This window comes from Paenibacillus sp. OSY-SE (assembly GCF_000283315.1).
In the GTDB taxonomy this organism is placed as follows: Bacteria; Bacillota; Bacilli; order Paenibacillales; family Paenibacillaceae; genus Paenibacillus_B; species Paenibacillus_B profundus.
Map to the genome: position 1 here is coordinate 16,918 of NZ_ALKF01000155.1, position 25,786 is coordinate 42,703.

The 25,786-nt window shown below is 46.9% G+C and carries 19 protein-coding genes and 1 pseudogene; 14 read left to right on the forward strand and 6 right to left on the reverse strand.

Annotation, left to right across the window (positions count from 1 at the left end; all coding sequences use genetic code 11):
• Positions 1-38 precede the first annotated feature (38 nt).
• The gene (locus tag A372_RS33380; RefSeq protein WP_019419935.1) at positions 39-1,142 is read left to right on the forward strand and encodes a GerAB/ArcD/ProY family transporter; all 1,104 of its coding nucleotides are present in this window, start codon (positions 39-41) and stop codon (positions 1,140-1,142) included.
• A gap of 13 nt (positions 1,143-1,155) precedes the next feature.
• Positions 1,156-2,250 carry a Ger(x)C family spore germination protein gene (locus A372_RS0106070; RefSeq protein ID WP_272943456.1) on the forward strand — a complete coding sequence of 365 codons (1,095 nt, stop codon included), beginning with the start codon at positions 1,156-1,158 and terminating at the stop codon, positions 2,248-2,250.
• A gap of 150 nt (positions 2,251-2,400) precedes the next feature.
• Here A372_RS0106070 and A372_RS0106075 read toward each other — a convergent pair whose 3' ends face one another.
• Positions 2,401-4,038 (reverse strand): pyridoxal phosphate-dependent decarboxylase family protein, encoded by a 1,638-nt coding sequence (locus tag A372_RS0106075; protein ID WP_019419937.1) that lies wholly within the window; start codon positions 4,036-4,038, stop codon positions 2,401-2,403.
• Positions 4,039-4,128: 90 nt separating this feature from the next.
• Here A372_RS0106075 and A372_RS0106080 point away from each other — a divergent pair, with 90 nt between their 5' ends.
• The 4 genes and pseudogenes from A372_RS0106080 to A372_RS0106095 all read left to right on the forward strand — a co-directional run bounded on the left by A372_RS0106080 (position 4,129) and on the right by A372_RS0106095 (position 8,744).
• Positions 4,129-4,545, forward strand: a complete 417-nt coding sequence (locus tag A372_RS0106080; protein WP_019419938.1) for a hypothetical protein — start codon at positions 4,129-4,131, stop codon at positions 4,543-4,545.
• A gap of 180 nt (positions 4,546-4,725) precedes the next feature.
• Positions 4,726-5,202: pseudogene (locus tag A372_RS38465) on the forward strand (methyl-accepting chemotaxis protein); the annotation flags it as partial.
• A 415-nt stretch (positions 5,203-5,617) separates the two neighbouring features.
• Positions 5,618-7,480, forward strand: coding sequence for a bifunctional metallophosphatase/5'-nucleotidase (locus A372_RS0106090; protein ID WP_036703485.1), 1,863 nt, complete (start codon positions 5,618-5,620; stop codon positions 7,478-7,480).
• A 247-nt stretch (positions 7,481-7,727) separates the two neighbouring features.
• Positions 7,728-8,744, forward strand: coding sequence for an ETX/MTX2 family pore-forming toxin (locus A372_RS0106095; RefSeq protein ID WP_019419941.1), 1,017 nt, complete (start codon positions 7,728-7,730; stop codon positions 8,742-8,744).
• A gap of 86 nt (positions 8,745-8,830) precedes the next feature.
• On the opposite strand, the gene A372_RS0106100 is transcribed toward A372_RS0106095, so the two are convergent.
• Positions 8,831-9,718, reverse strand: a complete 888-nt coding sequence (locus A372_RS0106100; RefSeq protein WP_019419942.1) for a helix-turn-helix domain-containing protein — start codon at positions 9,716-9,718, stop codon at positions 8,831-8,833.
• 303 nt (positions 9,719-10,021) lie between these two features.
• On the opposite strand from A372_RS0106100, the gene A372_RS37200 reads away from it, so the two are divergent.
• Positions 10,022-10,171, forward strand: coding sequence for a hypothetical protein (locus A372_RS37200; RefSeq protein ID WP_157259458.1), 150 nt, complete (start codon positions 10,022-10,024; stop codon positions 10,169-10,171).
• A 46-nt stretch (positions 10,172-10,217) separates the two neighbouring features.
• Positions 10,218-11,312 (forward strand): ETX/MTX2 family pore-forming toxin, encoded by a 1,095-nt coding sequence (locus tag A372_RS0106115; protein WP_019419944.1) that lies wholly within the window; start codon positions 10,218-10,220, stop codon positions 11,310-11,312.
• 146 nt (positions 11,313-11,458) lie between these two features.
• On the opposite strand, the gene A372_RS0106120 is transcribed toward A372_RS0106115, so the two are convergent.
• The 4 genes from A372_RS0106120 to A372_RS35335 form a co-directional block, all read right to left on the reverse strand.
• Entirely contained in the window at positions 11,459-12,049 is a 591-nt protein-coding gene (locus A372_RS0106120) for an NAD(P)H oxidoreductase (RefSeq protein WP_019419945.1), read from the reverse strand.
• A gap of 44 nt (positions 12,050-12,093) precedes the next feature.
• Positions 12,094-12,924, reverse strand: a complete 831-nt coding sequence (locus tag A372_RS0106125) for a MerR family transcriptional regulator (RefSeq protein WP_019419946.1) — start codon at positions 12,922-12,924, stop codon at positions 12,094-12,096.
• Positions 12,925-12,949: 25 nt separating this feature from the next.
• Positions 12,950-14,170: a GNAT family N-acetyltransferase gene (locus A372_RS0106130; RefSeq protein WP_019419947.1), complete on the reverse strand. Its 1,221-nt coding sequence runs from the start codon at positions 14,168-14,170 to the stop codon at positions 12,950-12,952.
• Positions 14,171-14,373: 203 nt separating this feature from the next.
• Positions 14,374-14,796 carry a hypothetical protein gene (locus A372_RS35335; protein WP_019419948.1) on the reverse strand — a complete coding sequence of 141 codons (423 nt, stop codon included), beginning with the start codon at positions 14,794-14,796 and terminating at the stop codon, positions 14,374-14,376.
• Between the two features lie 191 nt (positions 14,797-14,987).
• On the opposite strand from A372_RS35335, the gene A372_RS0106140 reads away from it, so the two are divergent.
• The 6 genes from A372_RS0106140 to A372_RS35340 all read left to right on the forward strand — a co-directional run.
• Positions 14,988-15,653: a hypothetical protein gene (locus tag A372_RS0106140; RefSeq protein WP_019419949.1), complete on the forward strand. Its 666-nt coding sequence runs from the start codon at positions 14,988-14,990 to the stop codon at positions 15,651-15,653.
• Positions 15,650-17,167 (forward strand): contractile injection system protein, VgrG/Pvc8 family, encoded by a 1,518-nt coding sequence (locus A372_RS0106145; RefSeq protein WP_019419950.1) that lies wholly within the window; start codon positions 15,650-15,652, stop codon positions 17,165-17,167. Before A372_RS0106140 ends, A372_RS0106145 begins: the two co-directional genes overlap by 4 nt.
• 40 nt (positions 17,168-17,207) lie before the next feature.
• On the forward strand, positions 17,208-18,344 hold the full coding sequence (locus tag A372_RS0106150; RefSeq protein WP_019419951.1) for a pentapeptide repeat-containing protein: 1,137 nt from the start codon (positions 17,208-17,210) through the stop codon (positions 18,342-18,344).
• 35 nt (positions 18,345-18,379) lie between these two features.
• On the forward strand, positions 18,380-18,949 hold the full coding sequence (locus A372_RS0106155) for an imm11 family protein (protein WP_019419952.1): 570 nt from the start codon (positions 18,380-18,382) through the stop codon (positions 18,947-18,949).
• A 38-nt stretch (positions 18,950-18,987) separates the two neighbouring features.
• Positions 18,988-19,485: a DUF4280 domain-containing protein gene (locus tag A372_RS0106160; protein WP_019419953.1), complete on the forward strand. Its 498-nt coding sequence runs from the start codon at positions 18,988-18,990 to the stop codon at positions 19,483-19,485.
• A 29-nt stretch (positions 19,486-19,514) separates the two neighbouring features.
• On the forward strand, positions 19,515-25,786 hold a 6,272-nt coding region (locus A372_RS35340; protein WP_019419954.1), incomplete at its 3' end, for a DUF6531 domain-containing protein.

Below are 25,786 nucleotides of genomic sequence, written 5' to 3' on the forward strand. Positions count from 1 at the left end.
TTACATCGTGGTAGACTACAAATAAAGGATGAAGCAAATTGTTCGCAAGAAAGGATAATATTACTATCCAGCAAATGGTATACATTGTTATACAAGCACAAATTGGAGTTGGAATATTGTCGCTCCCTTATAATGTCGCTAAATATGCTGACCATGACAGTTGGATATCCACATTAATAGCAGGTGTTCTCATGATCGGTGTTATTTTAATCATGTGGATGCTCTGTAATCAATATCCGTGCTTAGTCATGTACGATATCTTTAAAAAGACCTCAGGTGAATTTTTAGGGAAAACCCTTATTGTTTGCTATGCAGTATACTTCATGCTTCAAGGGAGTTATATCCTTGCGAGATACGGTCATATCGTTGGAAGCTGGGTACTAGAACGTACTCCACATTGGATAATCATTTCGTTAATGGTAGCAGTCAGCGCGTATATTGTAAAAGATACGCTGCAGAGTCTCGCGCGCTTCTATGTTCTGGTAACACCGCTATTGATTATTTTACTTTTTCTAAGCACATATTCCCTGAAGGATGCGAACTTCTTATATATCCTGCCCATAGGCAGTGCAGGCGCCTTGAATATTTTCAAAGGCTCTAAGGAAGCAATATTCTCGATGCTTGGGTTTGATTTTATTTTTTTTATATTTCCTTTTGTTAATGGAAGCAGCAAGCAAAAATTAAAAGCTGTAATTATGGCTCATATATTTGTCACTTTATTTTATACCTATTTAGTTTTTATAAGCCTTGTGTATTTCATGAGCCCGGCAGACATCAATCTTACACCAGAACCGTTTATTTATATGATTAAGGCTTACTCATTCCACGTCATTGAACGTATGGATTTGTTTTTCATTTCAATTTGGATTATTTCAGTCGCTACCTCTTTTATGTATCTTTTACTCCTATCTTCAAAAGGATTGGCTAACCTTTTCAGGTTAGAGCATACTCGCTTTTTACCCCTTATTTGCGTCATTACTCTCATTGTTTCCATTTGGTTTATGCATATAGACAAGCTTAATGTTATTAATAAATATCTCACCGCATGTCATTATGTGTTTCAATTGTTCATTCCTGCTTTGTTGTTGGCCGTTTCATTTATCACAAAAAGAAGGGCAAGTGTAAGGCATGAAGCGAAATAAGTGTTTAATAATCATGTTAAGTTTCAGTCTGATAAGCACTGGGTGCTGGGATCAACATTTAATGAAGAATGTAACACTTATTCAGGCCCTGACGTATGACCTCACTAATAAGCAGCTTCTTTGCGTGGGTGCAGCAGCTCCCGTAATTGGAAATTTACATTCAAAGAATTCTTCTTCGAAAAGTGACATATTGGTTACTGCTGCAAGAACACCCGGAGAAGCGAAAATAATTCTGAATCACATGGCTTCCGGTGTATTGGATACCGCAAAGAATAAATTATTATTGCTTGGAGAAGCCTTTGCTGCCCAAGATATATACCCCTTTCTCGATCTGCATTACCGCAACCCCCGCAATTCATTAAATGCAAGAGTGGCAGTAGTGAAGGATAAGGCATTGCCGCTTATTCAATTAAAAAATGACAGGGAAGAACATATAAGCAGATATTTATTGGATCTAATCCAGAGTGCAGAAGAAAGCTTGATTATTCCCGAGGAGAACATTCAATCCATTGCATCTGTTTTGCTTGATCCTGGAGAGGATATTACGTTGCCTTTTATCGTGGTAGAGGAAAACAAACATAAAGCGTTCGTAAAAGGAATTGCATTATTTAATGATCGGAAGTATACCGGTTACCACCTGAATCATAATCAATCGACTCTCTACTTGTTGTTGAAAAAAGGAAGTCCGCAGCAAAACAGTTTCATCATAACTTTGGATAATGTAACTAAAAACTATCCGGAACGATTTGTTTCATTTACGGTTAAACATATAAAAAGAAAAATTAAGCTGCATAAATCCACACATAACCAAATTAACGTTTCCATTGATATGAATCTTAAACTGCAAATTACAGAGTATCCCAAAGGTGATGTCGAGAATGATAGTTCCATATTAAAGGAAAAATTGAGTGCTACTCTGACAACGTTAACGGAGGAAGTCCTCAGTCATTTAAAAGAAAGCAACTGCGACGCGTTAGGAATTGGGCGTAAATTAATGGCTTTTCAGCCTGAGGTATGGAGCCAATTAAACAAGGAGGATTACTATAAAAAGGTTAATTTCAAGACATCTATCAATATCGATGGAATAAAATCTGGAATTGTAAAGTGACAAGATGTCTACGCCGTCTTTCCGTCCTCCCCCCTTGTTGATTAAAAACAAAGCCGATAATCCTTAGCGCAGGAAAAACCGGCTTTTTCTTTCCGTAAATTGTCTTAATACGGGATTTGGTGAGCCATCTGGATTTCCGATTGCCAAATATCAGCGGATTGGTTTTTCTAAGAGACGATTCTCAATTACAATTTCTCCTGATATTACTTTCATTTCAAATTCGTAAATACACGATGCTAATTTACTTATAATCTCTCCGGTTTTATCCTCAGAAAATAAATACATGGGGTATAGTAAAAAAGCTATTTTCATTCTATCCTCTGGATTCACTTTAAATTCTGGCACAATACTAATTAATGGAATTTCCCGTCCTTTATTAGTTTCGTTCCAACAATATTGAATGAACGTTTTGGCAATTTCACTCGGATCAAAATCGGAATAATGCAATCGAATTCGGTTAAATGAAATCGTAAAAACAATTTCCCAGCCGAGTGAAGCAGTATTAATAACAGACACACCACTTAGATTTTCTATTTCTTTTTTAAACAATAAACTTAATGTATGTAGTCGGACTAAATATTCTTGATAGCCTGTTTTCCCTAAACGATTCATTGCTACCCAGGCAGCAGCGATGCCGGTAGCTGGCCGAGAATTTTCAACGGTATATCGATAGGCACGAAAATTACCAAATTCATAGTCATTTTCTCCGTAAGTATATGTACCTTCATTCAAGCGATTAAAACATTCATCTGTTTTTGAAATAAAAAAACTTGTTGAATACGGACATAAACCATTTTTATGCATATCTACACCGAACGAGTCAAAATGAGAAACACCTTCCATTTTTTGTGCTGCTCGCTTAATTTTGAAACGGATTTCAGGATTTTCAACTCGTTGTTCCCATTCTTTTTCACTTAAGCCCATAAAATTAAACCACAGCCAACCGATAACACTATCTAGATGAAAATATGGGAAATACGTTTGGTTCGTTTCTTTAAAAACCTGCTCTACACATTGATAAACTTCATTTGTATCATCACAAGCAAAGTTAATTGTGGTTCCACCGCAACAAACAATGGCTGCAATACGCTTACCTTTAGCTAATTGCTCGTAAATAACCTGTTTTAATTTATCTATGTTCATTCGCCAATCTTCTTTTGTTCCAATACGAATACATTGATTCGCTCCTAATCCGAGTATTGAACATACATGTTCAACACAATAGTGTGCTCCCTCATTTGTTAAAACAACGAGATCCTTTGGAATGCCTTCACGTCTTGACTCAGGAGCGATTTTTGAAATTGCTGATTTTATGGCATAAAAAAGTGTTAATTTTCCACCATTACAAGAAATTCCATACGATTGATCCCAGCCTACTAAACGACCAATGGCCCTGGTTATGCGTTGTTCAAATAATATGGTTTTTCCACCAAAAGAATCCATTAGACTATTTGAATTGTATAATTGCGTCATTGTTGTTGCAGCCACTGTATCCAGTAATGGTGATGGTACCATATTAAAGAGCGAATATGGTGATTGTGGTCGAATACTTCCTTCAAACATTTCAGAAAGACTTGTAAAGACCTCCTCTGTATTTATTCCTGTTTCAGGCATATAACTCTTTTCCAACTCTTTTTTATAAAGAAATGTATCTGAAGGGAATTTAGGGTTAAGATGATTATTGGCTTTAAGCTGTTTTTGAAGGAGGGCTGTCTTGTTTAATAACGTTTCTAAATTATCTTCTTGGGGATGTAAAAATTCTTTTTCTACAATTGTGTTTTTTTTCATGTCTAATCCTCCGTTATTACTACTCTGCTTCCATATTTGCGTCTAAAGGATAGCGTACATCTTTTTTTATATTGGGTTTGCATAAAGTTGATGTTAGGCTCAGCATTGGACACGAAGAACCGAGAGTGCGACAATAATATAGGAATCGCCGTCAAGCGGAATGCCTGTCATATCCCGGCTCAACAGATCCAGGTCGTGCTGCATGAAGGAAGCGGTTACAATTTGGGGGGGTTGGGCGACGGCTCGGATTTCTCGGATGATGGCGCAACTGCCGACTCCGCAAATATAGGAGTCGAGAACAAGGAAATTGCCAGTGTCATGGAGCAGATTGTGGAGAACATAATCATTTTCATATTCGTTTTCATGCCAATGATACACTCCTTTGCATTCATATTCATTGTCATGGAGTATACGCCTGCTGCATGGGGATGTGTGTTCTCTCCCTGTAATGGCGCTTACCGGGATGAGAGGGGGGATTGCTCTGTGAGAAATGATGAACAGCAGTGAATGCGGGAGCCGCATAGTTCCCCGGATAGTACCTCCCTTCCTCGCCTAGCTTACTGTTATAATGCTCTTGCTGTGTATCATATTGTACTGAACAGTGATGGTATTTACAATAAGTAACTCAACTTTCGTAGCATGAAATCGACAGATATGCCTTGATGTAACTGGGCAGATGGACGCGGCTTTATTGTCGTGGCAGATGAAGTGCGCAAGCTTGCTGAACAATCCGCTAATTCAGCGAAAAGGATAGGCGAGTTGATTAACGCTATACAGGATGAAGCAGCCCATGCGGCATATTCCATGCAAAGAACGACGAATGAGCTCGTACATGGAGTGACCGCCGTCGGTGAAGCAGGTCAATTGTTCGAGGAAATACAGACATCGGTAGACGAAGTAGCCAACCATATCAAAAACGTGACATCTTCGGTGCATAGTATGACACTTGACGCTGAAAAGATACAGTCTGCTGTTCAATCGATTAATGACGCAGCGTTGCATTCTTCGTCCGGGTCCCAAAATATATCTGCAGCGGCACAAGAACAGCTCGCTTCCATGGAAGAAATAACAAACCCTGCACTAGGAGAAATGAGAGGGAAAATCGTTATTCTCCGTAATGTTGCCGGTTCGAATATCGGGATCGATTATAACTCGTCAATTTGATATACAAGATTGGAACATCCGCGCCTAGGCTTGCTACGGGGTTGACTACTCCTGGCTGGTCAGATTCGTATCCGGATTTTCCGAGAACCGATTGTTTCATCGGGATATGTACAATTGCATTTGAAGGAACTAATGTTTTGACAACTGATTATATAGCAAATCACAATTTGGAGTATACCGGCATAATTGCTGCTGATTTCCCGGGAAAAGGATTGATTGAAAATATGATTAGTGCTAATAAGAAATGATTTAAATAAGCAAATTGCCTCCCTATGCTTTAGCTTGAGCAATAACTTGACCGATATAAAACAATCTATGTATAACTTTTGATTGACAAAAAGAATAAATATACTTATATTTGTTCAGGGTTATCATTCTATCAGTTTAAGGGAGGATGATTTTTTTGAAGTTTAAAATGAAAGCGTATTCATTGTTGGCAGCAGGTGCGTTGGGGATGCTGTTCTCGGCACCCGCCTTTGCCGATCCGCTCCATCCGGTGCAGCACAATGAGTGGATGCAGCAGAAACATATTATTACGGGCTATGAGCAAGGGGACTTGCGGCTGGATCGCCCGGTATCATTGGGGGAAACCGTCGCGCTGATTGCCAGAGGCACCGGAGAGACCATTCCGCAGCAGAATGGATACTGGGCACAGGGTTATCTGGACTGGGCTTCCGGCAAAGGAGCGATTACGGCGCAAGAGGGCGCTAATGACAGAGAGGCTCCTTCCGCCAAGCGTATTTCCGAAATTGCCCGGTCATTAGGCATCGAACTCGAGCTGCTTGACGGGCCCCATGTGACTCGCGAGCAATTGGTTGAGGCGCTAGGAGTTGCTCTCACGGAGCATATTACGATTGCCCATACGAATGATGTGCATGGTCACATTCAGGAAGACCAGCGTGGCCAAGAATTCGGATACGCCAAAATCGCTACGCTCGTCAAAGAATGGGAGCAGGAAAACAAAAACTTCCTATTGATGGACGCGGGAGACACGTTTCAGGGAACGATCTATACGAATCAGTTCAAAGGGGAGTCGATTCTTCCGATTTTGAATTCTCTTGGATATGGCGCAATGGCAGCCGGGAACCACGAATTCGATTACGGCTATGAGCAACTGTTGAAGCTGCGCGATCAGTTGAAGTATCCGATGATTAGCGCCAACGTCTTCCAGGCGGATGGCTCCAATCTGTTGGTGCCGACGTTCACGACTGAAGTTGGCGGTGAGACCTTTGCGTTTATTGGCTTCGTCGCGGAAGAGACGCCGATCGTTACGCATCCGAACAACGTGAAGGGCCTGACGTTCAAAGATCCGGTAGACATTGCCAAGCAATTGGTGCCGGAGATGAAGAAGGAAGCCGATCATGTTATCGTCGTATCGCATATCGGAGTTGAAAAAGACCGGGAGATTGCGAAAAACGTAGCGGGAATCGACCTCATTATCGGCGGACATTCCCATACACCGCTTCGCACGCCAGAAGTCGTCAACGGCACTTATATTGTACAGGACTGGGAGTACGGCAAGTCGCTGGGACGCGTTGATCTTTACTATTATAATAAGGAGCTAGTCGGCTTCAGCGGCGGGCTGGTCGAGTACGACGAGAAGGTAAAGGCTGATGCGGAGATCGAGAAGCTCGTGCAAGAGGTCGTGACTAAGGTAGAGGAATCGATGAAGGACGTAATCGGCAAAACGGAAGTCAATCTAGATGGCGAGCGGACGCAGGTCCGCGCGATGGAGACCAATCTGGGTAACTTCGTTGCGGATGCGCTCATCGCCAAGACGAAGACGATCGCGGGATATGAAGCCGATGTGGCGCTAGTCAATGGCGGGGGAATCCGGGCCAGCAAGGTGGCGGGAGAAATTACGAAGAAGGATCTCTACTCCATTCTGCCATTCCCGAATACATTGACGATCGTGGAAGCGACCGGTGCGGATGTGAAGGCTGCGCTGGAAGTATCCGTCAAAGGGGCGGAGAAAGCCGATGATTTGCCAGGCTCTTTCCTGCAAGTGGGCGGATTGTCCTTCGTCTACGATGTGAAGAAGCCGGTTGGCGAGCGCGTGATGGAAGTAAAGATTGGCGGACAGCCGCTTGATCTGGCGAAAACATACAAGATTGCAACGAACGACTTCATTACGTCAGGCGGAGACGGCTACTCCATGCTGAAGAAGGATCGTGTGCTGGATACCGGCTATACCTTCTATGAATTGGTAGAGGAATACTTGATTAACAACAAGGTTATTCACCCGGCAGTAGAGAAGCGCATTGTCGAAGTAAAATAGTCCGGCGAACGGACGAAGAGCCTATATTGATGATAGAATCATAAGATAAATGTGTGGCAGCGAGCGCTCCCTGAACTGTGCAGGGGGCGCTCGTTTTTGCTTATCCCGGGTTTTTAACATGATTGAAACAGAATATAACAATCCTTATGCAATGAGGAAATAAATGCCGTGCTACCATAACATTAACCCGAATGAAAGGAGGATTATGAGGCGAAATCATCAGCACAATCAATCGGAGGGATACACAATGAGAAAACATTTTTTGAAAAATGGTCTTGTTATTGGGCTTTCTCTACTCACGCTTGGAACCATTTCGGTTCCGCCCCAGGCTTATGCCGAATCATTTATTGCCCAAGAAAAAAGCATCGGGATCGTGGATGTGAATGAAGCACTTAAAAAGGTGGGCACGTATTATTACAAAAATCATCTGGCAAACACGATTGCCAACCCTGAAAGTAATGGTTTTAGATACACGCTTCGGTCTAATCCAGATAGTGTTACACCCGTAATCGATCTATCTATTGATGCGAAAACTGAAAACATACACTATGATTCAACGCTGCCTGTATTTATAGGAGAAAACACATTTCCAAATAAAACGAATGAAGATCAAAGCTTCAACACTGTGAAATTCAGTAAAACGTATACGGAATCCAATTCAACCAGTGTTTCCAACGGATTCAAAGTTGGTGGAGGCGGGGATCTCGGCAATAAATTCATCCTTCCGTTAATTTTAGAGGGTGCAGGCAAAATAAATCTGGAATACAACACAGCCAATACGGAAACACATACGACAAGTGAATCCTATACATTGGAAGTGCCTGCACAACCAGTGAAAGTTCCCCCGCATAAAACGTATAAAACAGTTGTTGAGTTCAGCCAAAGAACTTATCGCGGAGATGTTGTATTTACAGGTCAAACGGGAAGCACTACGGCTAATCGCAGCGTAATCAAAGCGACTGGAGTATATACTGGCTGGATGGGCATGCAAGAGTCAAAGAAATTTGAATACAATGATTTTCTGGGGAGGCACTATGTCGGCCTGACATCCGCTCAGCAGCAAGAAATCAAAAATGCCGGAGTTCATATTACAACGAGCGGATACGGAGCTGCGGCTAATGCGTATTCTGCTGTTGAAGTAAGCGGGAAAGGTTCTTTCTCGGGCGTATATGGCGCCGAGTTAATAGTAACAACCTATGATGTGACGGATGAGAAGAATGCTCAGCTTGTAAATAAACGTACGGTTCCAATTGATATTGACTGATCATTTCAACACAGCTCTACAGCCGTTTCTTTCTGTCTAAGAAGAAACGGCTATTTTTATGGACTCTTTTCAGATGTAAAAAGTCATTATTTTTTCAGTTCAAATTCTTTTATTTTATTTTCCACAAAATGTTTGGAGTTATACTGTTTTTTGAGCTTGAACAGCATAATGGCTTGTTCGAAATCTTCTAATGCCGATTCGAAATGGTTTGAAAAATAGTGATTTAAGCCTCTTTCGTAATATAGTTCTCCAAAAAGGTAAAGAGAATTATATTTTAAACACTGCTCGATTCCTTCATTGCAGCAGCGTATACAGTTGTGATAGTCATTATTTCTTGATAAGGAACGCGCAAACGCGTATATATTTTTAATGGGCAGCGTCCTGTCTTCTATATAATAATGTTTATGAATATGGCGGTACGTCCATTTTAAAATCCGCAACGCTTGGCGGTTTTGATTGGCTTCAGACAATAAAATGCCAATGCTATTAATAATCGTTAATTCCTGTTCGGAACAGAATTTTAAACATTTGCAAGTTTTTTTTAATGCTGTTTTCAACAACATAAAAGTCGTATTCAAATCTTTTTTGGAATAGTAAAGGGATATGGCTTTCGCCCATAAGAGGAATTGCTGATCTTCGGGAGCTTCGAAAAGATGGCTCTCATCTTCCAGTATCTTCAATACTTGTCCGTAATCATTTTCTTGTATAAAGGATTGGACAATAAATTTAATATTATTTTTGTAGTTTAAATTAGAGTCGTCTTGGATATCAAATAAACACTTTACATTCACTCTTAATTTTTTTGACAATAAGTATAAGATGAAGCCAGATGGAACCTCCCGGCCATTTTCAATGTTGCTGATATGAGGTTGCGTACAGATCCCCTTTGCCAGAGCCTGCTGACTTAATCCTTGTTGCAAGCGCAAATCCTTTATGATTTTCCCAATTTCAATGGCGTTTAACGTATAAACCATATAGTTCCCCTCTTCATATTTATACAATTTTACACTCATTTATCAGATGTTGGAGAAAATGTGCTTGTCCTGCTGCGGTATTTCGATTCCTCCTTTTGTATTATTTTCGGAATTAACCGGCTTCATTTTAATGGCTTCGGTAAGGTTTTTTTGGATATCTGTATCGATTGATGTGGCATTCCTAACGGTTTTCACATTTTTGGAACACAATATAACTATCCTTATTTATAGATTGAGCTCCAATCATGTTATCGTTAAGTTGTAGTGGATATAACAAATAAATGTAAAAAGGGGGAGTTAGAAATGAAGAAAATGTCGAGTGTCTTTTTGATTTTCGCCTTATATTTTGGCTTTGAGCAAGTTGATTCGCCCAACACCGACTCATCACCAACGCCAGTAACAATGGAACGGAGTGATCATCATCTGATTGGCGGACATAGGAGCTTAAAATAAGCAGCGGAAATGGCACGGATGGATTAGAAATAAGGAGGACGCACAAATGCTTGGAAAAAACAAGAAAAAAGTGATTGCTAGCGCTGTAGCATTAAGTTTGATGCCGGTAGGTGCTTTACCGGCCATTGCTGCTGATTTCGATACGAATCAGAGTAATGCCAGTTCATATTCCAGCGCGAGCCCTTATGCGGCAGAATCTTATATCGATACTGTCTATTTGAGAATGAAAGATAGGGATACCCAGTCCAAATTGACACACAAACCTATTAATATGCAACAACAAATATTGGACAGTTGGTTTTTAGCTAGATTCTGGATACTGAAAGACCAAAGCTCTCATCAAGCCAATCGTTTTATATCATGGTACAAAGCCAATCTTGCAAGTTCCAAAGGTTATGACAGTATCGCAGAACAAATGGGATTAAAAATTGAAGCTTTAAATGACTTGGATGTATCTAATGTGAATTACACATCAAAAACGGGCGATACGATATATCGCGGTACTTCTGAATTGACGAACTTCACGTCAACAACTCAAAAAATGAAAACGGACAGTTTTCAAAAGGATTATACAAAATCTCAAGCTACTTCAGTAACGAACGGCATGCAGTTAGGGTTTAAAGTGGCCGCCAAAGGTGTTGTTGCTTTAGCAGGCGCCGATTTTGAAACAAGCGTTACTTATAATTTATCAACTACCAATACGGAAACCTTCACAGAATCGGATAAATATACGGTTCCTTCACAAGAAGTTTCGCTTCCAGCGGGGCATAAAGCTATCGTAACTCACGATTTGAGAAAGATGGTATACTCAGGAACACATGACCTAAAGGGAGACTTGAAAGTAACCTTCAATGACAAAACTTTGGTTCAAAAGTTCTACTATCCTAACTATAAAGAAATTACTTTGAATGATGCACGTAATACAATCAATGCTATAAGTAAATGGAATGGATGGAAGGATATTGATTTGTATCAATTAATGGGATACAACAATTATTTGAAGAATGGAACTACTTTGTATATAGATACCCCAGCACAGTTCACCTTTAATGGCGCCACACCTTATTATAGAGCAACCTTCAAAGAATATGATAAGAACGGCAATTTGGTTCAAAACAGAGCACTAATGGAAATCTATTAAGATAAGTTGAATAAAACAAAAATGGTGGGGGTATCGATCGCCAGGTCACCTCGAACGATACCCCCATCCGTATTTTTTTGTTGTCAACCTTGACAGGCTTCTTAGAAGTCAGGTCGGCACCAAGATTTTTGTATGTTCAAGTCTACTTAAAAAGTGTGTCCGATCCGGTACGCCTCGTTCAATAGAGCGGCAAAATGAGCCTCGTTCTTCTCTTGCTGGCCTTCAGCGAATTCCCCGATCGTATTGTACATAAAGTGGACGTTGGAATCTTGAACGCCGGTATATCCCGCCAATCCGACGTTGAGGTGCTGCTGCACCAGCAAATGATACTCCCGCTTTTCGAATTTGGCCTGAGTCTCGCCAACCAAGGCGATCCATCTTATTTTTTGAACGGGCAATTTGGCTGGACCATATGCAAAGCCATAGTTCCACACCCGATCAAAATATCCTTTCAAGATGGCAGGAACGCTGTACCACCATATAGGGAAAATAAAGGCCAAGGCATCGCTTGCTCGGATTCGATCCATTTCGCGCAGCACTTCGTCCGAATATGCTTTGCTCGGATTATTCCAGTCAGGCTCGTCTTGCGGGTACAATAGCGGATTGAATCCTTCGGCATACAAATCGGCGATTTCATATTCATGTCCAGCCTCGATCAATCCTTCAGTGAAGCGCTTCGTCATGCTCGACGTGAGTGAATCTGTTCTGGGATGGGCAACGACTACAAGTATTTTCATTAGGCTTCCTCCAATTTCATCTGAGAATAGCCTTAGTCTAAACCCTACAACGATTGTAGGGTCAAGGGGTTTATTTGAACTCGCAATTCCCACACACTGACATCGTTATTATTGTTGGGCAGGACGGTGTAACAAAATTCGTAAATGTCGCTCACTGCCTCGATTCCATGCTTCAAAATATGTTGACGCAGCAAGCTGTAATAGGTTGGAGATTTCGCATAGCTGTCCTCAATGAGAAGAGTCAAATAAGTGCCTTCGTTCATATGGTGAGGCTGAAAACCTTCCGGAACCACCGTCGGATTGACCAGCAATAAATATGAAGCCTTCGTTCGTTCATTAAAGAAAGCGGGCTGCGTCACAATAAAGCCGGGTTCCACGTTCAAATAATCGGTCTGATTGGAAAAGGGCAGGAAGGAGCGGTAATATTCCGTTTCCTGCTCCTTATATGTCGACACGTCAATCGGTTTGCAAAATAGTTCTCTTGCCTCGCATTGCTGAATGGAAATCTCATTTTTAGGCTGGGCTTGCAGCGCCAAGAAATGATGGCGTTTGGCTTCAAGTTCTATTTTCAACGTTTGCAGCTCCCGCATTTGTTGCTCAAGCCGTTCTAATTGGACGACATAGACTTGATCCATTTTATCGACGTTCCAATCTGTCGACGTCAACTCTTTAATTTCGGCGAATGGAATCTCCATGCTTTTGAACGTCTTGATCTGATGCAGAAGCGGAAGCTGATGCAGGGCGTAGTATCGATATCCTGTTTCCTGATTCGTATGAACCGGAGAAAATAGACCTATTTTATCGTAGTATCTCAGCGTCTGCAGAGGAATGTTAAAAATAGATGCTATTTCCCCGATCCGAAAATAGGATTCCATTTCGCTTCACCTCCCCCCTAATCAATCAAAAGTAATCGGAGAAATAAGGCTGCTGGCGAATAATCAGCTTCTCGAGCAAATTGACGGTGGCTTCATTCGCCTGGAAGCGGCCGATCCGTGCCAAGTAGGACGCTCGTTTGTAGCCCATGAGCATCGTGGTCAAGGTTTGGATATCAAATTCAGCGTCTCGGTTGCTCCCGCCTTTTGTCAAATGCCCTTTGCCATCCTTATCCACTGCCAAAGTGAAGATACCCTGGTTCCATTCCAGCATCGGATCGTGCAGAACGAAGGTGAACTGGCACTCGGTTTCTTGCGGCTGAAACGGGTACTGCTCTAGGAATAGGCTGATATCGACAATGCGTGCCATATAGTAAGGGGCGATGGTTTCCTTAATATCGCCATCATCCAGCAAGAAAGCGAGAGGTTCATCTGTATAGATGTGCCCCTTGACACGGGTTACCATGGAGAAGTGGGCACTGATGAAATTCCATAATCCCGTCCTTGCTTCTTGGTTGACGAACACCATTTCTTTCATATAAAAGACTTCTTCGGCAATCCAGTACAGCAGATAGCCCATCGGCTGATGATGGCTGTCATAATAGATAGCTACCGTCATATCATCGAGGTCCCAACGCAAATATTCTTCCCACGCCAACTCGTTGCGGAACATAGCCCCGTGGGTTTGCAAGGCGAAGCGCTGATAGACCTGCTTAATGTCTGGATGCTCGATCGTCACGCGCTCGACATTGCCGGGCACGGTCTTCAATTTCGGCAATTGGGTGTCTTTCACTTCGAACGATATTTTATCGGATATCATTTCCCAGCCTTTGCGGCGGTAATAGGGGATGGAATAAGGATACAGATAAGAAATCGACTGTTTTCGCTCACGCATATTTGTCAGCGCTTGGCGCATTAGCTTGTTCATCAAGCCAAGATTGGCGTATTCCGGGTAGGTGCCGACCCCGGTCAGTCCGCCCATTTCGTATATTTGTCCGAAAATATTGACCTGAAAAGGGTAAACGGCGAGCTGCGAAATCAAATTATCGCCATCGAACCAGCCCAATACATCGGCTTGCTTCAGCACGGGCAGCTTGGCCTGCGCAATTTCTCTGTTCTCCCAGCCCAATGCTTGCAAATCATGATTGGTCACTTGAAACACATAGCGCAATAAATTGTTGAATTGCTCTCCGTGTTTCGTTTCAACTTCCTTCATTTTGAGTCTCTCTTGCAATTTCTGGCGACTCATGAGTATAACCTCCAATTGTTCATCACACTACATTTGTAAAAGTAGTTTAAAAAGCTATTTTTTCAACCACTTGTAGTTTAATCATACACGAAAGTTTACGTAAACAAGAACTCCACGTTCCACATTTAATCGGTGCAGGGCTCATGAATGATTAGTAAAGGCATCCAGATTCAAGCCTGGATGCCTTATATGCCGCACTTCGATCAAGGTGAAGCTGGATTCATGCGGCTGTATATCCAACTGCAAATGATGTGCTTCGCAGTCCCTTCCATCTGGTGGCCATTGATGATGATATCGGTATATTTTTTCGTGGGAAGCGCAAATTCAATCTCGCGATGCTTGGCGGCGTGCAAGTAGTAGGTCGCAACCTCCTCCATGCTAAATCCCCAGTTTTTCATATTTCTGCTTATTCTGCGATACAACCGTTCGTCCGCATCCGCATCAACAAATAGCTTTAAGTCCAGTATTTCCCTAAGCTCTGCAAAATATAGCGCAAATATGTCTTCAATGATGATGACATCGCCCTTGTTGTCCGTGGTGCGCACCTCGTTCACATCCTTCATGAACGCATCATAGTTCAGTGCATCGGGATGGTTAAAATCGTCATATTGCATATTGGCTTTCATTTACAAGCTTTTTTAGAAGACTTGCTCAATGTTTTTCTAAAAAATAGAAAATGTAGACAAAAAAACCTGATAAATGTTCCAAAGATTGCCGATATCATATTTAATACTCGATTGGATATTTATTCAATTTAAGAAGGGGAAATGGGCATCAAGTGTCAGAAGCTAGCACCATTCAAGGAGGGGGAATTCAGATGAAGCATCTGGACAAGAAGATTATTGAATTGGAAAAAATGAAGAAAAATGTGGAGCAGCGGGATATCCACGAACAGCAGGCCGCTCAAGCGGAAGCAACGGGGCAAGACTCTGCGCAAGACAATCAGCAAGCAGATTACGCCGAGCAGGAAGCGCTTTGGCAGCAGGAAGTTAGAGAAGGGATTCACAATGGTCGTGTTGAGATCAATGGCTCCCAAGTGGAGTTCGAGAAGATCGGCTTCTTTCAGCCGATCCTTCACCTCTTGTTCCCGAAAGACTTTCTCATCTGTACGCTCGATACTGAACAACAGAAGGTGTTCCAGAACGAAGCTCACGCAGTGAACGTCATCCTGCAATATACCGATCATCCTGGGCAAGAAATCAATATGGAGGCCATGAAGCCGGAGATGATCCGGAACATGAAGAACATGGAGCTGCACACAGAGTGGGTGGACGACGGGGTGAAGGAAGTGAATGGGCAACGGATTCACTATTGCTCGTTTTTAAATCCGGTGGCGCACGGGAAGGTATTTAACTTTTTATTTTTTGTGGATGTTGGCCGGAAACGACTGATTGGCAACATCAATTGCAATGGGAAGTACGGCAAGCTGTGGACTTGCATAGCCCAAGAAATGATCGATTCAGTGGAGGTGGCGAACGGATGAGCGTATCTCTATTATCCTATCAAAATGTGAGAGTAGCGCCCTTTGATCATATGCAGCTGCTGGAATTGAGAATGATTCAGCAGGTGAATGAACATGGAAAATTAACCTTCACGGGCGTCATTTCAGAAGAGCACAAAGACAATGATCTTTATGCGATCAATGAACAGACTCCCATTGAAGTGAAGCAGATTCTGGAGCAAGGCGAGGAGCGGGTGTTGTTCTCCGGGATTATCACCGAGATGCGCATCGAGAAATCGCGTGATGTCTATTCCATCCATGCGGAAGCGCTGACGAGCACGGTAATGCTCGATATCCGCGTGAAGAGCAGGTCCTTCCAGGATGCGTCGATGAATTACGGTCAGCTTGTCCAACAGATAGGCAAAGATTATTCGAACTACGATGTGAACTATACGGCGGACAAAAACCCGGGTATCGGAAATTTGGTCATGCAGTACAAGGAAACGGATTGGGCATTTCTGAAAAGGATGGCCTCCCGTCTTGACACAGTCGTGGTTCCGGCCGAGCAGTTCAAAGATATTAAGTTCTTCTTCGGATTGCCGGAATCTGGCGCGGTCAAAAAGCTGGAAGAGTTCAATTATATCGTCAAAAAGAAGTTGGGCGATTATATGACCTATCACAAAAACATCCGGTCGGATGCGCAGGAGACTGATTTCATATTTTATGTGATTACAACCGACCAATTGCTGCATGTAGGGGATGCCGTGGACTTTCAGAAGGCACGGTTATATGTCGAGAAGGCCGTGTCCACCATGGAAAAAGGAAGGGTCATGCACCAATATACGATTACAAGCCGAAAGGGATTGAACCGGGAGCAGCCGTATAACGATGCTATTCGGGGAGCTTCCGTAGGCGGCACAGTTATGGCGATCAACAGAGACAAGGTAAAGGTCCAACTGGATATCGACAAGAAGCAGGATGCCGGCAAGGCGTACTGGTTTCCTTATTCTACCGTATATGCGTCCGCAGACGGCAGCGGCTGGTACTGCATGCCCGAGGCGGGCGACAGTGTTCGAGTGACGTTTCCGAGCCAGCGAGAGGAAGAGGCCTTCGCGATCAGCTCGGTCAATTCATATGCGGGAGAGCTGCCGGGGGCAACGCCGCAAGGAGCTCAAGGTACAGGGGCAGGATCGGGCGGGGGCTCCCAAGGCGGGGGCTCCCAAGGCGGGGGTTCTCAGGATCGGATGGCTGATCCGAACGTTAGATATTTTCGCAATTCGTCAGGCATGGAGGTCACGCTGGCTCCCAGTCATGTGCTCATCTCCGCCAACAACGGACAAGCGACGATCATGCTGGATCAGAGCGGATCAGTTACGATCGTCGGCCAGAATGAAGTCTCGTTGACGTCCAAAGAAACCGTGAACATCCGAGCGGACAAGACGCTGACGATGACGGCTAGCGAGGAAATTACGATTGAAAGCCAAAAGGGCGGCAAAATCGTGCTGAATAGCGGGGGAGATACGGAGCTGAAAGGTAACGAAGTCTTTACGAACTAGTCTGGCAATAGGGCGCTCCGCGCAGAAAGGGAGATCCGTTGTGACAAGAGACGAGGCGCTGCGGCATTGGCAGCAGACTGCCGTAACCGAAAAACGCATGGAGCAAATGCTGGCTCTCCACCAGCTCGTAATGGCGCAGAGGGACAGACTGGCTGACGAATTTACGGAGTCGTTCAAGCGAATGTGTGTGGAGATCCGCCGTATGCAGGATCAGAAACGAAAAGGAAAGATCAAGTTTATCCAATATGCCGTGTTGCGAAACCGGCTCTTGATCGGGGACCACAGCTGCCGAATTTGTGCGTATGACGGGCAATGGTATGGGGATGCGGCGGAATGTGCCGCCGAATACGACGCCGGATGGATTTTAGCTTACTTGGATGAATTCGAACGGTATATTTCAGCGAAACGAAAAATGTATGTCGGGAAGATTTTGCCCGCCGACGTGGCGTCCATCATCCGGAAGGAAACCGTGTGGTATATGGCCTATATGATCAAGCTTGCAAGATATGCGATGAAACAGGCGGTTCGCACCGACGAGTTCGCAGCTATCGACAAAGAAGACGAACTGTATGTCCACGTCGGCGAATACAAGGACCGAAGCGAGCTGGTGTACAGGCACGATTCACGGGTGAAGGACAGCCGGGAACTGCAGGAAATGTTCTCAGCTGGCAAAAGAACCGAATACGTCTATGAAGTGTTTAGCGGCTCGGATTTAAGCGGCATGTATTTTAAATTGTTGAACTTCAGCTTTGCCGATTTCTCTGAAAGCATGCTTGCCGGCAATTTGTTGTGGGGCTGCGCGTTCATTGGCGCGGATTTCCGTGGCGCCAATCTGGAAGGAGCCGATCTGAACAACAGCATCGTTCATGGCGCGAGCTTCAGAGGAGCCAATCTGCGAAATTGCAAGCTGGAGCAGATACAGGCGGGATTGACCTTTCCTACACAGGAACAGCTCCACATCCCGCCATTCATGGAGACAAGCTTTGCGGGCGCGAATCTGGAAGAGGCGAGCTTCAAGGGAGCCGATATCAGAGGAGCGGATTTTCGGGGAGCGATGTTGAAGAACACGAGCTTTGCGGATGCGGATTTGGAGGGAGCGACGTTTTTGGCAGGGGATGTGAAGCATCTCGACCTGAGCGAAGCACAATTGCAGCGCATCTTGATCGTCGAAGCTTGATGGACAGAAGCTCCGCAAAGGGACCGGGAGGGAATATGGAATATTTCATCATTTCGCAGGACGAGAACGTGGAAAATATGATCCGATTTGCCGGTTTGAAATCGACTAACAAAACAATAGAGGTTACGCCGGAGCAGGCGGACGACATTCATGACATTACCGTGGTATTTGTGGAAGGCAGCGCAGATAGCGTCTATCCCGATTATATCGGCAAACCGGTCGTATTCGTGGCGGATGAACTGAAAAAGGTGCTGGAGCTGTATGATCCAGGGCTGGTATTCAAATGCGCCATCTTATCGAATCCGCAGCACAGCATGCAAAAGGTATATTGGCTGCTGCTGCTTCCTAGGGTGGACTGCTTATCGGAGCATACGGAATTTTACAAAACAGGGGCAGTCAAAAGCATCGTAATCGATCATTCGAAGGCTGCCGAGCATGCGATCTTTCGGGTTCAGGGCTTGCTTGAAAAACACGTCATCATCAATCTCGATGTGGCGGAGAGCCTCTTAAGAAGAGACTTGCTGGGTATGCGCTTGGAAAAGGTGCGGAGCCGCTGCGCGGCAGAACCGGCGTTGTCCGATGCGGAAGCGGAGCAGCGAGGATAAGGCGGTTCATTGAAAAGGAAAGTCAGGAGGGGATTGTAATGGAGGAAATGATGGATGGTGGAGGCGGCGAGCAGAAGGAGCCCAAATATGTTGTACACGGTGCGTATTGCATGTGCACCCAAGGGACGCGTCCGGCCCGGCTGGTCGTTCCCGCCAGCCACGGGGATTACATTCATGATCAGCCGCAGCTGAATGTCGAGGATCGCGTTCCAATGACCAACATCAGGCCGTTTGGCTTATGCCAAAGCACGGAAAATCCCGCTGTACAGGCCGTAATTGCTGCGCTGCCTCCTATGCCGAAGCAAGAGGAGGCAGGATGGTTCGCCAGTCTGTTCATTAAAAAGGAAGCGCCGCCCCCAGAAGAGGTTCCGGCGCCTGTATGCGTAGCGATGTGCGTTCCGAATGTGACGATGCCTTGGCAATCAGGGAAAGACAACGTATCGATCGGGGGATCGGACGCGCTGCTGAGCACCTGCTGGAATTCATGCACGTATGGAGGAGTCATAACGATAATTCACGATGGGCAAAGGGAGTAGCTAACCTAAGGGAGGAGGGAAGGAAGAGGATGAGGATTAGATACGCGGGGTTGATTCTCGATATTCAGGTTGATTTGCAAAGCCTAACCGGACTTACCCTGACCAAAGAAGTTAATGAGCATGTGCAGCTTCAATTCAGCGCCATCATTCCGGAGGAGAAGAAGGATAGCTGCATCCATGAGCTTGAATTCGGCGCTCCGGTCGTCCTGTACCAAGAGCTTGAAGACAGTGGGGAGCGGAAGGGGGAAGACAGAAGCAACCAAGGGGAAATTCTGTTTCATGGCATGATTCGCAATGTGGAAATCCGGTGCATACGAAGTGTGTATGTGTTGAAAATTGACGCCGTGTCCTATACATACGCTTTAGATATGGAACGAAAAAGACGTTCCTTTCAACAAGTGGACATGACCTACCGTGAGGTGATTGAGCAGGTTCTGAAGGAGGAGCCGAACGCCTATTTTCAGGATCACGCTTCTGAAGATGAGAAGATCGGCCGGCTCATCGTGCAATATGAGGAGACCGACTGGCAGTTTATTAAGCGGCTTGCATCGCATTTTGAGGCCGTTGTCGTGCCGGATGCGGCTTCGGGATCAGCTCGCTTCTCGCTTGGTGTTTCCACGGATCATGAGCCTGTCGATGTAGCGGACGATCAGTATGTCATCCGGAACGACCTGCGCCGCTGCCTTTTTGCCCAGACGAATGAGAACCCTGAACTCCGGGACACGGATTTTATCAGCTTTGAGGTGGATACGCTAGCCTCACTTCCCCTAGGGGGACGAGTGAGCTTTGGACGGCGGTTGTTCGTCATCCGCCGAGCAAGGGCCGTCGTACAGGATGGCATATTGCAGTACACGTATACCTTCTGCACTGCTGACGGCGTAAGGGAAGGTTATATCGCCAATGCCCGGATTCAAGGGGTGTCCCTGGAAGGTAAAATTACCGAGATTTCGAGAAATCAAATCCGGCTGCATCTCGGCATTGATCCTGCGCACGCGCAGGGCAGCACGTGTTGGTTTCCTTACTCCACAGGCATAGACAACCAGATTTCGTACCTGATGCCGAAGCCGGGGTCTCAGGTCATGCTGCATTTTCCTACGATGAATGAAGGAGAAGCGATCGCCATCGGAGCGGTCAGGAAGGGAGCGGAGCAGAGCAAGTATGGGCATAAAATGTCCGATCCGCAGAACAGAGCCCTCAACAACGATACGGGCAAAGAAATGCGGTTGTCCGCTCAAGACATCGTGTTCAGCGCCAATGACGCAGACAGCATCAAGCTGCGTCTGTCGGGAGACGGTGTCGTGGAGATCGTCTCCGATACCGACTTGTATGTGCGGGCCTTCGCCGATATGACGATGGGAGAGAGCGAGAGCGCAAGTGCGGCAGCGGACGCGCCTCCGGTCGTTCCGAAGCGGATCGCCATCACAGCGGGTGAGGACGTGTTCATTAGCCGCAGTCCAGGGGAGTTCGTCGATCCCGCACACGCCATTGCGATACAGGATATGACCTATGTGATGGCTGCAAAAATCATCTATTTGGGTGAGCCGGGTAAAGCGCCGGCAGAGACGTTCGACGACAGCGCGCAGCTGGCCGAGGACGCCAAATTGATGAAAGAGGTCAACGATCACGCGCTGGCCTATCGGGAAGCTTGCATTGCCAAGGCGGAGCAGGCGAAGAGCAAATTCGGGTTCGGCGCCATTGCCTTGGTAGTCGGCGTAGTTGCCGTAGCAGTCGCCACTGTGGCAACGGGGGGCGTTGCCCTTCCCCTCATTGTCGGCGTTGCCGGAACCGTCTCCGCCGCCGTGGGGGTCAGCGAGATTGCGGAGGGGCGGGAGGATTTCGCCAAGGCTCAGGTGGGCGACCTGTCCACATCCCACAACTTCATGCGGGATACCGTGCTCGGCGGCAATGAGGAGCTGTACAACATTGTCAAATACGGCTCGGTGACCATCGCCGTTCTGGGCGGGGGCTTCATGCTCGGCGGAACGACTGTCCTGACCGGCGGATTAACCGGCGGGGCCATCAATACGGCGATTACGGCGATATTCGATCCGTACGATCCCTTGAATGGCAGTCAGACAGGGGAAGGCATCTTCGGTCATTATTTGAAAAGCTTTTACAATGGCGCACTGGCGGGAACGATCTCTGGCGGCATATTGAAAGGGATACCGTGCGGATCGGGGATGCTGACCCAGTTCGGAGGCAGATATACGGCGAGCTTCGTGTCATCGAACGTGCTGGAGATCAGCAATACCGGCGGCGCGGATCTATTCGGCAATGCGGTGCGCAGCGTCTTTGGCGCAGCGTTCTCTTTTGCGGGAGGCAAAAATCCGTTCGGCAAATACGGAGCGGCGGTAACCGGAGATATGACCGGGGAAACGGCGATGCAGCTGTGGAAAAATGGAAATATCGATACAGCAACCTTTTTGAGCCAATTGAAGATGTCCTTAGTAAGCAATGTGGGGAATCTGGTTACTAAGGGAGACCCGATCGATGTTGCCAAAGGAAGGTTCTACCTGCAAGCGACCGATCTGGTCGTCCATGATATCGGAGACACGCTGGAGCTGACCCGAAGCTTTAACTCGCTTAGTCCATTCGTCGGCATGATGGGCAGAGGCTGGCTGTTTGCCTTTGAGAGCTCGCTGACCCGGCTGGAGGATCGCATGTTTCTCATCTGCACGGACGGGCATTATGAGAGCTTTGTCAAGCAGGGGGACGTATGGAAGAACGAACGGGCGGGAGCGCTCGATTATCGCCTGAGCGAGGAACCGGCAAGAGGCCGGTATGTCGTCAAGCACAAGCGGCAGACCTACGTCTACGACGGGGCTACCGGACGGCTGGAATCCATCAGCGACCGCAACGGCAACCAGACGACGCTTGCTTATGACGAACAGGGCCTGCGCACGTTGACCACACCGGGCGGCAAGGTGCTTGCCTTTACATGTGAAAACGGGAAAGTTATTAAAATTGTGGACAACATTGGCCGCAAAGTCGAGTACCGATATGCAGGCGAGCTGCTCATTGGCGTGACGTACCCGAACGGGGGCGCAGTCGCGTATGCCTATGACGAGGAGGGGCGTATCCTTTCCATTACGGATCAAAACGGCCACACCTATGTCCGCAACGTCTACGATAGCGCAGACCGGGTCATTCGGCAGTACGATCAGGAGGGCCATGTCACGGAGATCGCATATGACGAGCGGGCAAGGCTCACCACCTTCACGTTCCATGCGACCGGAGTAGTGGAGAAATACAAATACAACCGCAATTATTTGGTCACCGAAATTCATTATGATGACGGTACACATGAAGCATATACGTATGACCAATATCAGAACAAAGACAGCCACACCGATGCGAGCGGGGCTATCACGCGTTGGGTATACGACGAATACGGCAATCTGCTTGAGGAGGCGCAACCTGACGGATCGCAGGTGCTGCACCGGTACGATAGCGACCAGAACCGGATTAGCACGACGACGAGCAGTGGAAGCGACACCGTCTATACTTATGACGAACGTGGCAATCTGCTTGAGGAAAAAGCGTCTATCGATGATGCGGATTATGCCGTCACCACGTATACGTATGACGCGCGCGGCATGCTGCTGAGCCGGACGGATCCGGCAGGCCATAAGACAAGCTTCCGGTATGACGCGAAGCATACGGATGCGCCGACCCTTGTTCAGGATGCGGAAGGCCAGCAATTCAGGTACGGCTATGACGAAGCGGCCCGGATGACGAGCATAACGACCGCTTATGGAACGGTAGAGTTTGCCTACAATGCGATCAATCAACGGACGCGCATCACCGACGCTGAAGGCAACACCACCCTCATGTTCTACGATCCGATCGGGAACTTGATCAAGAAGGTGCTGCCGAACGAATATATCGAGCAGATCGGCAGCGGCAAAGGGACGGAGTACCGCTATGACTTCATGGACCGACTCATTCGGACAACCGACCCGATGCAGAACGAGTATCGCGTCATGTACGACATTCATGACAACCTGCTGAAAGAAGTCAATCCGAACCATTACAGCCGAGCTGCCGATGACGGTGCGGGGATGGAATACGTGTACGACCATAGGAACCGCCGGATCAAAACCTTGTACCCGGACGGCGGGATTGCCCGTACGAAATACGACGCCGCCGGAAATGTGATCAAGACCATCGATCCTGAGCGATATGATCCTGAGACGGATGATGGCCCGGGCACCGAATACGCTTATGATGCAATGAACCGCCTCATCCAGATTACCGACCCGGCAGGCAACGTCAGCAAGCGATTCCTGTACGACAGCGCTGGACGAGTGGTCAAGTCCATCGACGCCAAAGGCTGGATAAGCGCCAAAACGGATGAAGAGCGCTTCGGCACGTTGTATGCTTATAACCGGATAGGCTGGCTGACCGAAAAACGGGAGCCGGTGGAGGCAGCGGACGGCACGATTCTATACAAGCTGACTCTGTACCGCTACGACAAAGCGGGCAATCCGACCGAAGAGAAACGGACGACGGAGCATGTCGGTGAGACTGGATACGCGAGCCGATACAATAGCGTCTGCTATCGTTATGACAAGCTGGGCCGGGTAAATCTGATCTACGACGACACGGGTGCAGAAGTCCGCTACACCTACGACTGCCTGAATCAGAAAACATCCGAGCGGCGCAAGCTGAGCGCGCAAAAAGTCCAGATCACCCGCTACGAATACAATGCGGCGGGACTGCTTGAGCGCAAGCTGGATCTGATAGACGTGGAAGATTTGGCGGAAGGTGCGAAGAAGGCAAATGACGGAGACAAGATTGCCGCAGTGACTTCCTATTCGTATGACCGGAACGGCAATGTTACCAAGCTGATCGTGCCGGAAGGGTATGAGACCGAGGCCAGCTATGATATGGCTGGGCGGATCGTTCAGCTCAGCCGCCGCGAGAGCAAGCACGCCAAGGCAAGAAGCGTCTACTTCAAGTACGACCGGGCGGGCAATGTGCTGGAGGAAACGGATACGAACGGAAACCGCGTCACCTACGACTATGACGTGATGAACCGGCAAATCCGCATCACCGGCAAGCGGGGCGACACGACGCGGCTGTTCTACGACAAGACGGGCCAAGTCATCAAGCATGTATCGCCGAATCAATATAATCCGCTTACCGATGATGGCCAGGGCACGGTCTATCGCTACGATGCGTTGAACCGACTGACGGAAGTGTTCGATGCGTACGGCCACATCGTGGAGCAGAATCGGTACAATCAAGCCGGAGAGTTAATCCGCAAGCAGAGCGAAGGGATCGGCGTCGAATACACGTATACGATCGGCGGCCGGGTGAAGCAGATCCGCACCGCGGAGGCCAGCGCCCGGGGCAAGGTGAGCCAAGAATACACCTACGACGCGGCCGGCAACATTACGGGCATCGTGGACGGCGAAGGGAATGCGACGCGGCACACCTTGGATGCGTGGGGCAACATCAAGGTGCTTACCCGTGCGGACGGAAGCGAAGAGAGGTACAGCTATGACCGTGCCGGAAATATGACAAGCTCGACGGACGGCAACGGTCATACGACCTCGTACCGTTACAACAGTCTGGGCAAGCTGGCCGCGATTGAGGATCCGTCGCAGCAGGCGCTGGTGTATCAATACGACAGACAAGGCCGCCTGACGCGGCAAATCGACCGCAACGAGCGCGTCATCGAATACGCGTACAACTTCGACGACCAATTGCTGAAGCGCAGAGAAGCATCCACCGGCGCGGAAGAAGCCTATATGTACAACGAGGACGGCACCTTGAAGACGGCGGTCAACGCGCATGTGCGGTATGACTATACCTACACGCCAGATGGCAAGCTGACGGCGAAGTATATGAGCGAGCCTCAGAACGGGACCCATCGCAAGAGCGAAGGGAGCCGGCCGAAATGGTTCCAGGGCACGCAGTCCGGGCAAGGTGCGGATGGAGTGAGCGGACGAGGCGGACAGCAATGGCCAAGCGATCTGAACGATCTGTCCGGATCCGGCGCGCGCAAAGTGTTGGAGTATCAGTATGACGCAGATGGAAATATGGCCGGATTAACCGATGCTGCGGGCAGACATACGGAATACCGCTATGATAAAATAGGCCGTGTCGAGGAAGTGCTGCAGGGACGGGATAGCGTAGCGAAATACAGCTATGGCGAAGGCAACCGCATCGCCTCGATCCTGTATGGCAGCGGCGTCAACGTCCAATACGGATATGACGGGGACGGCCATATAACTAGCCTACGGGCGGCGAGTCAAGAAGGCCAGGACCTGATGCGGCACACCTATAGCTACGA